The organism is Psychrobacter sp. M17(2026), assembly GCF_055699815.1.
Map to the genome: position 1 here is coordinate 127,984 of NZ_CM146741.1, position 15,192 is coordinate 143,175.

Sequence of the window (15,192 nt, forward strand, 5' to 3'; positions counted from 1 at the left end):
TATCTTGCGTTTTTTGTGCTTAAATGACTGCTAATCTTCAAGTGATTTAAATGTGTTAGCAAAATAATAAGGGTTATAAGTCATTGCTTTTATTAATTTACTAAAGCCATACCCATTAACGAACTTTCTTACAAAAGGTAATTTAGCATACTGTTATAGTTTTAAAGATAGCAAGTATAGAGCGAGCTGTTTTTATTCTTTTAACTTATAGGATATTGGAGAAACTAATATGGATGTTAATAATGCTAATAATGAAATTAATGAGCAAACACTCGATAATGAGGCTTATATTGCCAAAGCTCGTCAAGAAATAGAAGATTGGATGTATCCTGACAGTAGTATTTTAGATAAGACTCTTGCTGCTTTGGCTATGCCTATTGAAAAGGCAGGCGAGGCGCTGATGAATGTACCGCAGCTAGGTGATACCCTTAAGCAAGCAACTGAAAAAACTATAGTGAGCTTGAGTGACGCGGCTAACTGGACGATAGATGTGCAAGATACTATCGAAGCCTATCGTAATGACTCAGATAGCGATGGTACAGATATAAAGAAGCTCATAGATATTCAAAATCTACCTATTGCAGTCGCCGATAACCAAGTCAAATTATTTAAGAGCAAATATGTTGCCTTGACTAGCGCACAAGGGGTGACAACGGGCATAGTCGGCTGGGCAGGCATTCCTGCCGATGTGGTCGGCTTAATTACTGCCAACCTGCGTGCTATTAGTGAATATGCGACTTATTACGGTTTTGATATGACTGCCAAGCACGAGCAAGTATTTGCGATGTCGCTATTAGGGTTAGCAACGTCTACTTCAGGTGATGAGCGACAAGCCGCGCTGGATGATACTTTTAGCTTAGTAAATAGTGATAAATCGAAAAATGATTCTTTGAAGAGCGACGGCAAAGACCCTGAAACTTTGGCGCTCAATCAAATCAATGAAGAGGTCATGTCACGGGTATTACGTCAAACCGCAACAAAAGTCGCGACTAATTTGGTCAAAACTAAAGCGGCACAGATAGTACCAGCGGTAGGTGCAGTGGTCGCAGGTGGCGTCAATGCTAGCTACACAGCAAGCGTCTGTGAGGCTGCATATCAGTGCTACCGTCAGCGTTTTTTGAATCGAAAAAACAGGTAAGGTAGTAAAAGTTCAAGTGGGTAGCAAACCTAATTAGATATCAAGCTTAGGCAGTTAGCATCCGCCGAAAAGTTAAACTGATTCGTCCCGCGTGCACGGTTTTAGTCTTAGTAATGGTATGTTTCCAATACTGCTGAGTATCACCGTGCATGACAATTAACTGACCTGACTCAAGATAAAGCTCGACTTTGACGGGCTTTTCTTGATGTCTGTTATTTTTATGCTTAAGTTTTTTATGTTTAAAAACAAACTTGCGCGTAGCACCTAAAGACAGTGCGGCAATGATCGGCTGCTCGCCTAATTCTTTTTCATCATCCGCGTGATAACCCATGCCATCTGTGCCTGTAGGATAAAAATTAAGCAGGCAAGTATTAAATTCAACTTTGATACCGATAGTTGCTAATTTTGCTTCAACCTGTTTTTTAATTTGTAATACGGATGGTGTCCAATCGATAGCTTTGCGCGCATGCCCAGAGTAGGTATAGCTTAAGCCCTTGTCACCCATCCAAACCATCTGACGAGTAGTGATATGTGTCTTACCAAATAAAGTGACCGTATCTGCTTGCCAAGGTAGATCAGTGGCCAATTGCTCATAAAGCTCAGTAGCTTCATCAATGACTATACCCAAATCATTTACCACGCCATTATAGGGCAAGAGATTATCAGTAGATTTAGGGATAAAAAGATCGTTCATTGTGCTTACTCACTATCACTTTCTTACAATTTCTTATATCTCAACTATTGGCAGCCTTATGTAAAGCCAAAATAGTATCCGCGCATACTTTCGGTGCTTCTATCGGTAATAGATGACCATTTTCGGGCAGGGTAGTGAGCTGACTGGCTGGCACAAACTTACGCCAATTATTACGGACTTTATCGCTGATAAAAATAGTTGGTTTACCAACAATGAGCTGATAGGAAAGATTCATCTTTTTAAGTTTCTTTAGAGCGCCATCGATATAGGGAATACCAAAATAATTGGCAATCTCTTGCTCTGGGCTAAATATAAAGGTATAGCTACCATCGCTTTGTTTTACTAGGCTCTCTTTGGCGAATAGATACAGATGCTCATCAGAGACACGGCGATACGCTTTATTTGCTCGTAAGCTCTCATAGAGTTCATCTACGCTTGACCAAATCGTCTGTTTTTCTAAAGCGCTTTTAAAAGGTTGACGCTTTAACTTGATAGCGCGAGGAATTAACTTATATAGAATCGCTTGTGACTTGGTAAAGGTGACAGGCTCAATCAAGTATAGCTGTGAGAATAAGTCAGGACGTTTGGCCGCTGCGATAGCTGTCGCCGTCGCGCCTTGCGAATGACCGATAGCGATGATAGGAGCATCTTGCGTCTGCTCCAAAAACTTAATCAGCATATCAGCGTCTTGCTCACGGGTTAATACTTGGGCGGTCGGCTTATCATGCCAATAGCCACGCATTGCAAGCGAGCTTAGCTCAAAACCAGCAGCAAGCTCAATCAATAAAGGCTGATAATTACCTACAGTGAAGCCATTACCACCATAAAAGTGTGCTTTGACTCGTTCGCAATTTTTATCGTCAGTCTCTTTATTGACCGAGCTATTTAATTCGCTAAGCTCATAATAGCGAGCGCGTTTATTATCAAGAGTAATACTTTTTGCAAAATCTTCGATCATGCGAGCACTTCCTTGTCATGTATTACTTATGGTTTACTATTCCAATTCACCCAAAAAGTCGCCACTTTGACGATGCCAAAGTCTAGCATAGACACCATTTAATTCTAATAGCTCATCATGACTGCCTTGCTCAATAATACGACCTTGATCCATCACCACCAAACGATCAAGAGCGGCGATAGTCGAGAGGCGATGGGCGATTGCAATGACGGTTTTGCCTTCCATAATGTCATTCAAGCTCTCGGTGATAGCGAACTCAATCTCAGAATCTAAGGCACTAGTGGCTTCATCTAACAGTAGTACTGGCGCGTTTTTGAGCATAACTCGGGAGATGGCTATACGTTGGCGCTGACCGCCTGAGAGCTTGACGCCACGCTCGCCAACTTGGGTATCGAGACCTGTATTGCCTTTATCATCATACAAGTCTTTGACAAACTCCCAAGCCTGCGCTTGCTTGGCGGCGGTAATGATTTCTTCATCGCTTGCATTAGGGCGGCCATAAGCGATGTTTTCACGTACCGTACGATGCAATAAGGAAGTATCTTGGGTGACCATACCGATTTGTTGACGTAGCGACTCTTGTGTGACCTGATCAATCGCTTGGTCATCGATTAAGATTTTGCCACTATCGACATCGAAGAAGCGCAATAGCAGATTTACCAGAGTCGATTTACCCGCTCCTGAGCGTCCGACTAAGCCAATCTTTTCTCCTGCTTTAATATCTAAATAAAAGTCATCTAGCAGCTTTACTCTTGAGCTTATAGCGGTTGTTTCCATTGTCGGGATTTCGTCAATACGCGCGCCTTCAACATCAAGGTCTTTATTACCTTCGTAGCCAAAGTCGACATGATCAAAAATGATACGCCCTTGGGTCACTTTTAATTTTGGCGCATTTGATTTGTCTACAATAGTTTGCGGCGCTGATAGGGTGCGCATACCATCTTGTACCGTACCGATACTCTCAAAGAGACTAGCAGTCTGCCACATAATCCAGCGAGTCAGGCCATTGAGCCGCAGTGCCATCGCGGTCGCAGCAGCAATAGCACCGACCCCAACAGCACCTTGTTGCCATAGATATAAGCCGATGCCAGCAGTACTACTAACTAATATTACACTGATTAGATGAGTGGAGACCTCAAGATAGCTCACCCAACGCATCTGCGCATGCACCGTCCCTAAAAACTGCCCCATAGCATTTTTGGCATAACCTAGCTCGCGGCGTGAATGACTGAATAGCTTGACGGTCATAATATTAGCGTAGGCATCAGTAATGCGTCCAACCATTAGCGCTCGCGCATCCGCTTGGACGATGGCGGTTACTTTAAGCTTTGGAATGAAATACCACATGCACAGACTAACTAGCACAAACCAAATGATAAAAGGTATCAGCAGCAGACTGTCTAAATTAAACAAAATGACGCCAGTCGTAATAAAGTAAACAGTGACGTACATAAACATATCAGCGACAGTCATCACTGTATCGCGCACGGCAAGTGCAGTCTGCATGACCTTGGCAGATACTCGTCCAGAGAACTCATCTTGATAGAACTGCATCGATTGACTCAGCATGCGCTGGTGAAATCGCCAGCGCATCTGCATTGGAAACACACCTTGGAGCGTCTGAAAATGGATAAATGAGGATAAGGCAATCCAGAATGGACTTACTAGCATCACCGCCAGCATTAACAGCAAGATATCGCCTTTTTCACTCCACAAGTTTTGCGGAGTATAGATACCTAGCCAATCGACGATATTGCCAATCCAAGCAAATAGCATCGCCTCATAGATGCCAATACCTGCTGACAAGATCATAAATAGCAGCAACCAACCGCGCAGACCTTTAGTACAGGCCCACAAAAACTTCATCAACCCATCACGAGGTGAGGGCAGTGGCATTGGAGTATCGGGAAAGGCAGATAGGCGTGTTTCAAAAAAGCGAAATAGAGCATTCATAGGCAATAACAATATATCAGTAACAATACGTCAAGATAAGCGCTGGCAGAGCTTACTCGACGCTAAGATTTACATAAATTTAAAAAATAAAACAGCGCTCTATTTTAGCAAAATCTAGCTATCTGCCTTGCAGGGTAATTGTAATTTATAGCGTATAGGAATAAACCTGTTATCTGCTTGATTATTGCTTGAGCAATGGACGCTATATCAAATGTTTATAAGGAGTTAAGAATAAAATAGTATTAGGAAAATATAGGTATTGATATTAATGACATATATTGTTACATTCTATGGTTTTTGATGACCTGACCACTGTATCTTATAGCAATCATTATCGCGATATAAAATCTTAGCTCTATAACAGCAACCGTCCATATATTTAAGGCTCAAAAGGTAAATAATTATGCTGTATTTAACGCTCGCGGTGCTTTGTAGTGTTGCCGTCTCGGTACTGTTAAAGGTGCTACGCCAACGCGATATAGATATTCGTCAAACTATCGTTGCTGGTTATCCTGTGGCGTTTTTATTGACCCTATTTTTATTAAAGCCTGAAGTGAGCGCTATAGATGGTTTAGGTGGCGCTTGGCTGATTATTATTGCCTTGGGTATCTTGTTGCCCCTAGTGTTTATGATCTTGGGTCGAGCGATTGAAGCGGTAGGTATGGTCGCCACCGACGCCGCTCAGCGTTTATCACTGATTATTCCGATTATCGCCGCTTTTCTCTTATTTGGCGAAGTGTTGACTGGCACACGTATCTTTGGCTTGCTGCTAGGTGTGTTAGCGCTTGGCGCTTTGGTATATCGACCAACGCAAACGATGGCTAATACTCATGACAATACTACCGTTAGTAAACACGCACTGTATACCCCACTGTGGCTATTTGGCGTATGGATAGGCTACGGCACTATCGATATATTATTTAAGCAAGTCGCTAAACAAGGCGCGGCCTTTCCACTGACTTTATTTGTCAGCTTTGGGCTGGCAGGCTTACTGCTGTTTATATATTTACTTATCACTCGAGTACGCTGGCAGGGCAAAGCCTTAGCCGCTGGATTGCTACTAGGTGCGCTGAATATGGGTAATATTTACGCTTATGTGCGCGCGCATCAAGTGCTCTCTGAGTCGCCAAGCATCGTATTCACAGGTATGAACGTTGGGGTTATCACAGTCGCAACACTCATCGGTGTTGGGGTGTTCAAAGAGCATCTTAATCGAATCAATATGTTGGGTATAGTATTAGCAATCAGCTGTGTGGCGGTGCTATTTTTGGCGTAGTTAATAATAGATAAAACAGATGCGTATTATTGTGCCGCGTAACTGGTATAAATTTTTATTGCTTGCTGTGTCTACGCTGACAGGGGCTGCTAAAAATAGATACCAGTCACGCTATAGCGCTTTTAAGTTCAATAGACCCTAATTATATGGCGAACCTGAGCTAATTTTTAGCTTAGCGTACTTTTTAACGGATTGGCTATAGGCAGCTTGCACGTCATATGCTAAGGTAATTTGCAACCGATAAATATCTGTTATTAACACTGTTTTATCGATTTATTTTTATCATAATAATAGGATATACAAGTAATGGAAAATCAAGAACAATACAACAAACAGCTCCAACGTGTCAAAGAGGGCTCAGGATTTATCGCCGCACTCGATCAAAGTGGCGGCAGTACCCCTAAGGCCTTGGAGAATTATGGCGTCACCAGTGATGACTATGACAATGACGAGGCAATGTTTGATCAAGTACATGCTATGCGCTCGCGTATTATGACCTGCGATTGCTTTGATAATGAACGTGTCTTGGGCGCTATACTATTTGAAGATACGATGGATCGCGAGGTTGAAGGCAAGCCCACCGCCAACTATCTATGGGAAGATAAAAATATCGTACCCTTTTTAAAGGTGGATAAAGGTTTAGCAGAACAGATGAGCGGCGTACAAGTGATGCGTCCAATGCCTGATCTGGATGCGCTACTGGACAAAGCAAATAGATATCCAGTATTTGGTACGAAGATGCGCTCGGTTATTTATGAGCCCAATGTCGATGGTATTGAGCTAGTCGTACAGCAACAGTTCGACGTCGCTAAGCAAATCATCTCTAAAGGTCTCATGCCAATCGTTGAGCCAGAAGTAGACATCAATAGCGCGAAAAAGCACGATTGCGAGCTACTACTCAAAACCAATCTATTGCACAATTTAGATCGTTTGGCAGATGATAAGCAAGTTATGCTGAAATTGACTTTGCCTGAAGAGGCGGGATTCTATCAAGAGTTGATCGATCATCCAAAAGTGCTAAAAGTTGTGGCATTATCAGGTGGCTATAGCCGTACTGATGCATGCGATAAGCTTAAGCAAAACCCTGGCATGATTGCTAGCTTCTCACGCGCCTTTACTGAGGGTTTAAGTAAACAGCAAAGCGATAAAGAGTTTGCTGATACGATTGATACTTCGATCAATGAGATTTATGAGGCGTCAAAGGTTTAGAATTTAGAGTCTTGTAGGGTTGGTTTATGATCTCAGCGGGCTTGTTGCTTACTGAGATTTTTTAATGCTATACATGAGTTTTTTGCTGTTACTCGTCAAGGTGAACTATGCTCTCTATCAACTCTAAGCTCATTAAAGTAGCTTTAGTAACATCTCTATATATTCCTTGCACACTTAATGCCAGTGTCCATGAGCCAATATCCAATCCATTTACTAGAGAGCTTGCAAGTATTGACTTAGCGACCATTGATTACGAGTTACTACAAGCTAACTTTATGTATTTTACCATTAATGCTTTTATTAATAGTTGCGAAAAAAATGCTCCAGATTTGAGTCATGAAATGATTATCACTGGAGAAGAAATTTTCGAAAATAACCCTAAACTAACTAAAAGTTTAGAGATAACGAAAGAACTTTGGAGGGAGGTTAGCTTAAATGATGATGCAGGTCTCTTGAACGCTCAACAAATAGACACTTTGAATATGATTAGTGGGGTTATTGGACTCTTGCGCGGTGTTGATCTTAAACTATCTGCTGATGAATGCTTAGGATTCTTGCAGAATATTCAAAATGTACCCAATCGGGAACAATTCTGGGATAACTACCTACGTCAAGCAATCCCTGTAATTATAGAGTCTTCGTAACTTCAATAAAAAATTAACTAAAAAGCCTAGCAACTATTAATAGCGCTAGGCTTTTTTGTGAGAATAATCAGGCAGTTTTTAAACCCCTTTATTCTCCAAACCCTTTGCATATTCCCGTACATTTTGGGTGATTTTCATTGAGCAAAATTTCGGGCCACACATCGAGCAAAAGTGAGCGGTCTTGTGTGCGTCTTTAGGCAACGTCTCATCATGAAATTCACGTGCCGTATCAGGATCAAGGGCTAGATTAAATTGATCGTCCCAGCGGAATTCAAAACGGGCTTTGGATAAGGCGTTATCACGCGCCTGTGCACCCGGATGACCTTTAGCCAGATCAGCAGCATGGGCGGCGATTTTATAAGTGATAATGCCATCTTTGACATCCTTTTTATTCGGCAGGCCCAGATGCTCTTTTGGCGTGACGTAACATAGCATCGCGGTACCAAACCAGCCAATCATCGCCGCGCCAATAGCACTCGTAATATGATCGTACCCAGGTGCGATATCGGTCGTTAATGGCCCTAACGTGTAAAAAGGCGCGTCATTACACAGCTCAAGCTGCAAGTCCATATTCTCTTTAATGCGGTTCATCGCCACATGACCTGGGCCTTCAACCATTACTTGTACATCGTGCTCCCAAGCGATTTTGGTTACCTCTCCAAGGGTACGCAGCTCACCAAATTGTGCTTCATCGTTGGCATCTTGCAAGCAGCCAGGGCGCAGGCCATCGCCTAAGCTAAACGCCACATCATACTGCTTCATAATCTCGCAAATATCAGCAAAATGCGTATACAAAAAGTTCTGCTGTTGATGCGCAAGGCACCACTGCGCCATGATAGAGCCACCGCGTGAGACGATACCCGTTAAGCGTCCAGCCGTTAGCGGCACGTACTCAAGTAATACGCCTGCATGAATAGTAAAATAATCCACGCCTTGTTCCGCCTGCTCTATCAGCGTATCGCGGAATATCTCCCACGTTAAATCTTCAGCGACACCATCGACTTTTTCTAGTGCCTGATAAATAGGAACCGTACCAATCGGTACCGGTGAGTTGCGAATTAGCCACTCACGAGTCTCATGAATATGGTTACCCGTTGATAAGTCCATGATGGTATCAGCGCCCCAACGTGTCGCCCACGTCATTTTAGAGACTTCTTCATCAATAGAAGAGCCGAGCGCTGAGTTACCGATATTGGCGTTGATCTTAACCAAAAAGTTACGACCGATGATCATGGGCTCAGATTCAGGGTGGTTGATATTATTAGGAATGATTGCGCGTCCTGCTGCTACCTCTGAGCGCACAAATTCAGGAGTGATGACAGTAGGAGTGTTCGCGCCAAAGCTCTCCCCATCATGTTGGCGCATATCGGTCAGCTCGTGTTGCTTTTGGGTTTCGCGGATGGCGATGTATTCCATTTCTGGAGTAATGATGCCACGGCGCGCATAGTACATTTGCGTGACGTTGCCTGCTTTACCAGCGACATCTTTGGCACGACGCGGTTTATCAATATGAGCGAATCTTAGATTGGCGGTGCTGATATCACGCGCACGCGCTAGACCATATGAGCTGGACAAGCCATCTAGCTGTTCAGTATCGCCGCGCTCAGCTATCCAGCCTTCGCGCAATTTTGGCAAGCCTTTGGTTAGATCAATCTGAATGTTGGGATCAGTATAGACGCCAGAAGTATCGTAGACATAAAATGCTGGATTTGGCTCCCACTCGTTCTCAGGAGTACCTTGTACTGGAGTAGGGTCAAGGCTAATTTTGCGCATGGGCACTTGAATATCAGGACGCGTGCCTTCGATATAGACTTTATGAGAGGCGGGCAAGATACGATGCAGGTCGCGAGCATCTTCTTCAAAACGAGCATCGGTGGCACTACGATGAGCAGGGGTTTTTAGCGCGTCGCTCTTTTTATCCGCTTTGCTTGAGTTTGTGACAGGCGAGTTAGCAGGTTTATATAATGTCGGCTCAGAGTGTGTAGATGAGTGGCTGTCAGGTGTTGGATGAATCGTTGCAGTAGTCATATGCTGTCCTAGCGATTGTGTTGTCTAAGGGTAAGGCAACACCGCCAGTAGCTGCGGGGCAAGCATAAGTTATCAAAGTAAATGTCAGTGGATTAATAGAGTTTATCACTAAGCAAAATAGTCATAAGCTCTATTAATAATACTTTGGACGCAACTTTTTATTAGACGTTATTGTTTAGCAAAACGTAAGCTGTACTAAACATACACCGGTAATAAAAAGGCATTTCTGCATATCCTTTACTTCTCAATAACAAAGTGCTTAAGACTTCCCTGCGTCGGTACTAACCGCATCAGGTTCGGCGGGTGATCTCTCAGCGAATGTACGATGACTATTTGAATAGCCACCTACACCGCACCCCGAGTCTGTCAGTGTTGTAAATCGTCTTGATACTAACAAAATTTTGCCCTAAGCGCTAATGCTATTTATTTATATAGATAATGTCACTTTTCATACAATGTCATTTTTTGCTTTATGCAAAGTCATCATCGCTACAAATCTTTGTCATATTAGATCTAGTTAAAAAAGTCTGCTAAGCAACGTTGTAAAAGATGAGTTGTTAGACTATTTACTTAGTTTTAATTTACTTGCTTTCAGGCGTCCAACCCTGTGCGCGCTCGTAATCTTCGTTATCCAAAAATTTATCACGCTGATCGGTTAAGAACTTTTTAGCTTCAGGATCTAGCATGCTGAGATGGTTTTCATTAATCAACATCGTTTGTTGCTCAAGCCATTCTTTCCATGCTTTATCCGAAACTGTTTCTTGTAGCTCTTGACCTTTTTTATTGGGAAAAGGAGGATGCGCCATCTTAGGTAAATCTTGCTGATATTTACGGCAAAATACAGTATTGGCTTGTGGATTAAAAGTTTCGGTCATGGGGTTATCCTTTTTTATGAGTATGCCTAGTAGGTATAAATAATTGATTGCCTTATCTTAACGCATTCATCCATAAAAAACACCCGCGACAATAGCGGGTGTTTTTTGCTAAACGAGATAAAAAGTAAATCTAAGCAAAAGCTTCTAAACGAGTGCGACCACGAGCAACCGCTTGCTTAACTTGATTTGGAGCGGTGCCACCTAAGTGATCACGGGCAGCCAAGGAACCTTCTAAAGTTAAATACTCGAACACATCATCGCCAATGGCGTCACTAAATTGTTGTAACTGCGCTAAGGACAAATCACTTAAATCAACGCCCTCCTTGATACCTAAAGCGACGGCATTACCGACTACCTCATGAGCATCACGAAATGCCACACCATTACGGACCAAGTAATCCGCCAAATCGGTCGCCGTCGCATAGCCTTTCATGGTTGCAGCGCGCATATTTTCTTTATTGGGCGTGATATTTGGCAGCATATCGGCAAAAGCTAATAGCGAGCCTGTTAGGGTATCAACACAATCAAATAGTGGCTCTTTGTCTTCTTGGTTGTCTTTGTTATAGGCGAGTGGCTGGCTTTTCATGAGGCTAAGGAGCGTCATTAGCTGTCCAAATACCCGAGCCGCTTTGCCGCGTACTAATTCTGGCACATCAGGATTTTTCTTTTGCGGCATGATTGATGAGCCGGTACAAAAGCGATCAGGTATCTGCACAAAGTTAAATTGTGCGGACATCCATAGGATAATCTCTTCGCTCATGCGTGACAGATGCATCATTAGAATAGAGGCGGCGGAAGTAAATTCAATCGCAAAATCACGATCTGATACCGCGTCTAAAGAGTTTTGGCAGATACCTTCAAAACCTAACAATTCAGCAGTGATAGTGCGGTCAATTGGAAAAGTTGTCCCTGCAAGAGCAGCACTACCAAGTGGTAACTGATTGATACGACGACGGGCGTCAACTAGGCGCTCAGTATCACGATAGAGCATCTCAAACCATGCCATCACATGATGACCAAAGCTGACAGGCTGCGCGGTCTGCAAATGGGTAAAGCCTGGCATAATCGTATCCGTATGCTGCTCAGCGAGATTGAGCAAGCCGCTCTGCAAACGAACCAATAGGGCTATAATATTATCGACTTCTTCCCGTAACCAAAGACGAATGTCAGTAGCCACTTGATCGTTACGACTACGACCTGTGTGTAGCTTTTTGCCGACGGCACCGATGATATCGGTTAAGCGCGATTCGACGTTCATGTGCACATCTTCAAGCGCGATTGACCAGTCAAACTCGCCCAGCTCAATTTCGCTCAGTACTTGCTCTAGACCATCAATAATAGTCGCCACTTCACTTTTGGTGAGAATGTCGCATTCACCAAGCATCGTAGCGTGGGCAATAGAGCCTTCGATATCGTGGCGAGCAAAGCGTTGATCAAAACCAACGGAGGCGGTAAAAGCGGCAACGAAGCTATCGGTAGCCTCGCTAAAGCGCCCACCCCACATTTGCTGTCCTTGACGGCTTTGCTCAACCGTGTTGGTGTTAGAAGCATCTGTGCTAGAATCGGATGCAAGTGAGCTGTTATTTTGCTCAAAATTTACGGAGCTACTAGGGTTTGAAGAGTTAGCGTTCATATCGGTACAAGACAAGTCAGAAGAATAAGGAGTTAAGTATAGCAAATGATGAGGTGGCCTTACTAGTTGGGCGTCTAGAGTTTTTATTCCAAAACTTATGAAAGTGATGAGCGTTTGCCAATGGCTGCTGTATATCTGCTTTTGGTCGCTGTTCATCACCGTGATGAGCCGCCATGAATTGGCAACTTAGACAGATTTTATTATTTTTTATCTTAGCCATACTGTACAAAATATAATTGCTATACTACCAGCGCTCTTTATTATCGATTATATGGACTTCAACACTCAAACTGAACGCCTAAGAGCTTATTTTGGCGAAAATTCTTTTATAAAAAGTGAAGTAACCAGTCGACAAGTCGTTACTGTTATTGATTATTCTTTGCAAGATGTTGGAATTTAAGGTTTTATTTTATCAAAAATGATTACATTCGTCTTTTTTGGTATATATCTTGCTGTATTACTCATATCAAACGATGTTTATGCAGAACGTTTAGACTATAAATCATTAGAATGTTTTTATAGTGATTATAGGTATAGTTAATAGCTTTAAGTATTTGTCTGTATTTATTTGAAGCTACAAGATAAGTGTTATTGTTGTCATTACTGTTTACTAGGCGTCTATATGTTATAAATAATTATATAAATATGGATATAACGTGAACAAGAATTTGAAATAGTTTTCACCAATGTGTTTATAGTATAATTTTTTAGTTTTTAGTAGAGTGGGTAGCTATCGGGGAGTGTAAATGAGGATTGTAGTTTGTGACGATGAGCCTTTGGCTCGTGAACGTTTGGTCAGAATCGTACAAGATTCAGGGCACCACGTGATTGCACAAGCAAAAACAGGTGCAGAAGCGATCATGGCTGTAAAAGAGCAGCAACCTGATGTCATCTTATTAGATATCCGTATGCCTGAGATGGATGGTGTGCGGTGCGCTCAGATATTGAATGAGCTGCAACATCCGCCAGCTATTATATTTGTGACTGCTTATGATCACTATGCTATCGCCGCTTTTAAATCTCATGCTATCGGTTATTTATTAAAACCTGCTAATAGGGATGAGCTGCTAGAAGCGCTCCGTAACGCCAAAAATCTAAATGCCGCACAGCTCAATGAGATGCGTAAGCTTGAAGACCCTACGGCACGTCCTATTCGTGAGCATATCGCCGCGCGCACTCATCGAGGCGTTGAGCTCATTAAGCTACAAGATATTTATTATTTTACGGCAGATCAAAAGTATGTCAAAGTTCGGCACAAAGACGGTATTGTGCTCATAGATGACACCTTGAAAGAGCTTGAGCAAGAGTTTGGTGAGCGCCTGTTTCGCGTTCATCGCAATGCTATTATTAATCTAAGCTTTTTGGATTTTTTAGAAACGATCGATACAGGACAGTATCAAGTCCGCTTTAAAGGCATTGAGGAGAATCTAGCGGTAAGTCGTCGCCACCTGCCGGCGTTAAGAGAGAAAATCCAAAGTATGTAGTTTAGAGCATACGCTTTATCAAGCGATTGCCATAGTCATTCATATCATCCAGCCCTTATTTATGGTTAAATAGGGGTGTTTTTTTGCGTCCTTGTTTGTCTTTACATGGCCAAACTTGATAACTATTTGCTTGTTGTTTTATCACTAGTCTACTTTTATGATAAATAGCATTTATTCTACTGAGGTCTATAATGAGTACCAATTCACCATTAGCGCTAACTACCCTAAATATTGCTACTCGTCAAAGCCCATTGGCTCTATGGCAAGCTGAGCATATTCGTGACCGATTATTGGCACTTTATCCTGAAATGACTATCAATTTACTAAAAATTGTCACTAAGGGTGACAAAATTTTGGACACACCCTTGGCAAAAATTGGCGGTAAAGGGTTATTTGTCAAAGAGCTTGAGCAAGCGCTGTTTTCAAGAGAGGCAGATATCGCCGTGCATTCGCTAAAAGATGTACCGATGCAGCTGCCTGAGGGTCTTATGCTAGGCGTATACTGCAAACGTGCGTCCCCAACGGATGCTTTTGTCTCTGACACTTATTCTACTATCGACGAGTTGCCACAAGGTGCAGTGGTCGGTACGGCAAGCCTACGTCGTCAATGCCAGATAAAAGCGTATCGCCCTGATCTGCAGATCAAAACCTTACGTGGTAATGTAGGTACGCGTTTAGGCAAGCTTGACGCTGGCGAATACGATGCTATCATTTTGGCGACTAGTGGCTTGCAGCGCATAGAGCTGGACGCACGTATTCGTAGTGAATTGGATATTGATACTTGCCTGCCAGCGGTTGGTCAAGGGGCGCTTGCGATAGAGTGCCGCGCAGATGACACGCAGATTTTACAGTTATTAGCGCCTTTAAATGACGACAAAGCACGCATTCGTCTGATTGCTGAACGTGCTCTGAATCGACACCTGCAAGGGGGCTGCCAAGTTCCTATCGCCGCTTTTGCAGTGCTCCAAAATGACAGTAATGCTAACAATGACGCCCATGGTAATAATGATAGTGGCAATAGCTTATGGCTGCGTGGACGAGTGGGCACTGAGGACGGTAGCCAGCTGTTAAAGTTTGAAAAACGCATTACCTTATCAGGCCGTCAAAGTGACAAAGAGGCGCAGGCCAATCAATTAGGCATCGATGTCGCGACGCTATTATTAGACAATGGTGCTGGCACTATTCTAGCAGCGATTTATCAAGCTGATGAATAGAGCCTAATCTTGATGACTTGTGCAGCGTTTTGAGTGGTGATACTTTTATAAATAATATCTGTATGAAGTGGTGGTACTTTTATAAA

The 15,192-nt window shown here is 42.9% G+C and carries 12 protein-coding genes and 1 riboswitch; of the genes, 6 read left to right on the plus strand and 6 right to left on the minus strand.

All coding sequences use genetic code 11. The annotated features are described in order from the left end of the window. Positions 1-229: 229 nt before the first annotated feature. A complete protein-coding gene (locus tag ACR63T_RS00560) occupies positions 230-1,138 on the plus strand; it encodes an EcsC family protein (protein WP_472784421.1) in 909 nt (302 codons plus the stop codon). A gap of 46 nt (positions 1,139-1,184) precedes the next feature. On the opposite strand, the gene ACR63T_RS00565 is transcribed toward ACR63T_RS00560, so the two are convergent. From ACR63T_RS00565 to ACR63T_RS00575, 3 genes are read right to left on the minus strand one after another with little or no spacing between them, the layout of a single operon-like run. Next, positions 1,185-1,832 carry an alpha-ketoglutarate-dependent dioxygenase AlkB family protein gene (locus ACR63T_RS00565; RefSeq protein ID WP_472784422.1) on the minus strand — a complete coding sequence of 216 codons (648 nt, stop codon included), beginning with the start codon at positions 1,830-1,832 and terminating at the stop codon, positions 1,185-1,187. A 40-nt stretch (positions 1,833-1,872) separates the two neighbouring features. Continuing rightward, entirely contained in the window at positions 1,873-2,790 is a 918-nt protein-coding gene (locus ACR63T_RS00570) for an alpha/beta fold hydrolase (RefSeq protein WP_472784423.1), read from the minus strand. Positions 2,791-2,826: 36 nt separating this feature from the next. Continuing rightward, complete coding sequence (locus ACR63T_RS00575; RefSeq protein ID WP_472784424.1) at positions 2,827-4,743, minus strand: ABC transporter ATP-binding protein; 1,917 nt, start codon at positions 4,741-4,743, stop codon at positions 2,827-2,829. 403 nt (positions 4,744-5,146) lie between these two features. Here ACR63T_RS00575 and ACR63T_RS00580 point away from each other — a divergent pair, with 403 nt between their 5' ends. The 3 genes from ACR63T_RS00580 to ACR63T_RS00590 all read left to right on the plus strand — a co-directional run bounded on the left by ACR63T_RS00580 (position 5,147) and on the right by ACR63T_RS00590 (position 7,872). Further along, entirely contained in the window at positions 5,147-6,019 is an 873-nt protein-coding gene (locus ACR63T_RS00580; protein WP_305899305.1) for an EamA/RhaT family transporter, read from the plus strand. 306 nt (positions 6,020-6,325) lie between these two features. Next, a complete protein-coding gene (locus ACR63T_RS00585; protein ID WP_201570919.1) occupies positions 6,326-7,228 on the plus strand; it encodes a fructose bisphosphate aldolase in 903 nt (300 codons plus the stop codon). A gap of 107 nt (positions 7,229-7,335) precedes the next feature. Continuing rightward, positions 7,336-7,872, plus strand: coding sequence for a hypothetical protein (locus ACR63T_RS00590; RefSeq protein ID WP_472784425.1), 537 nt, complete (start codon positions 7,336-7,338; stop codon positions 7,870-7,872). A gap of 78 nt (positions 7,873-7,950) precedes the next feature. Here the strand turns inward: ACR63T_RS00590 and thiC are convergent, their stop codons facing one another. The 3 genes from thiC to argH all read right to left on the minus strand — a co-directional run bounded on the left by thiC (position 7,951) and on the right by argH (position 12,279). Further along, positions 7,951-9,900, minus strand: coding sequence for a phosphomethylpyrimidine synthase ThiC (gene thiC, locus ACR63T_RS00595; RefSeq protein ID WP_472784426.1), 1,950 nt, complete (start codon positions 9,898-9,900; stop codon positions 7,951-7,953). 250 nt (positions 9,901-10,150) lie between these two features. After that, positions 10,151-10,270, minus strand: a riboswitch (TPP riboswitch). Positions 10,271-10,481: 211 nt separating this feature from the next. Beyond that, entirely contained in the window at positions 10,482-10,775 is a 294-nt protein-coding gene (locus ACR63T_RS00600; RefSeq protein WP_201570925.1) for an oxidative damage protection protein, read from the minus strand. A 130-nt stretch (positions 10,776-10,905) separates the two neighbouring features. Continuing rightward, positions 10,906-12,279, minus strand: a complete 1,374-nt coding sequence (gene argH, locus ACR63T_RS00605) for an argininosuccinate lyase (protein ID WP_472785204.1) — start codon at positions 12,277-12,279, stop codon at positions 10,906-10,908. Between the two features lie 875 nt (positions 12,280-13,154). Between argH and ACR63T_RS00610 the strand changes: the two genes are divergently transcribed. Then, positions 13,155-13,892, plus strand: a complete 738-nt coding sequence (locus ACR63T_RS00610; protein WP_472784427.1) for a LytR/AlgR family response regulator transcription factor — start codon at positions 13,155-13,157, stop codon at positions 13,890-13,892. 191 nt (positions 13,893-14,083) lie between these two features. Then, the gene (gene hemC, locus ACR63T_RS00615) at positions 14,084-15,106 is read left to right on the plus strand and encodes a hydroxymethylbilane synthase (protein WP_472784428.1); all 1,023 of its coding nucleotides are present in this window, start codon (positions 14,084-14,086) and stop codon (positions 15,104-15,106) included. The last annotated feature ends 86 nt before the right edge of the window (positions 15,107-15,192 follow it).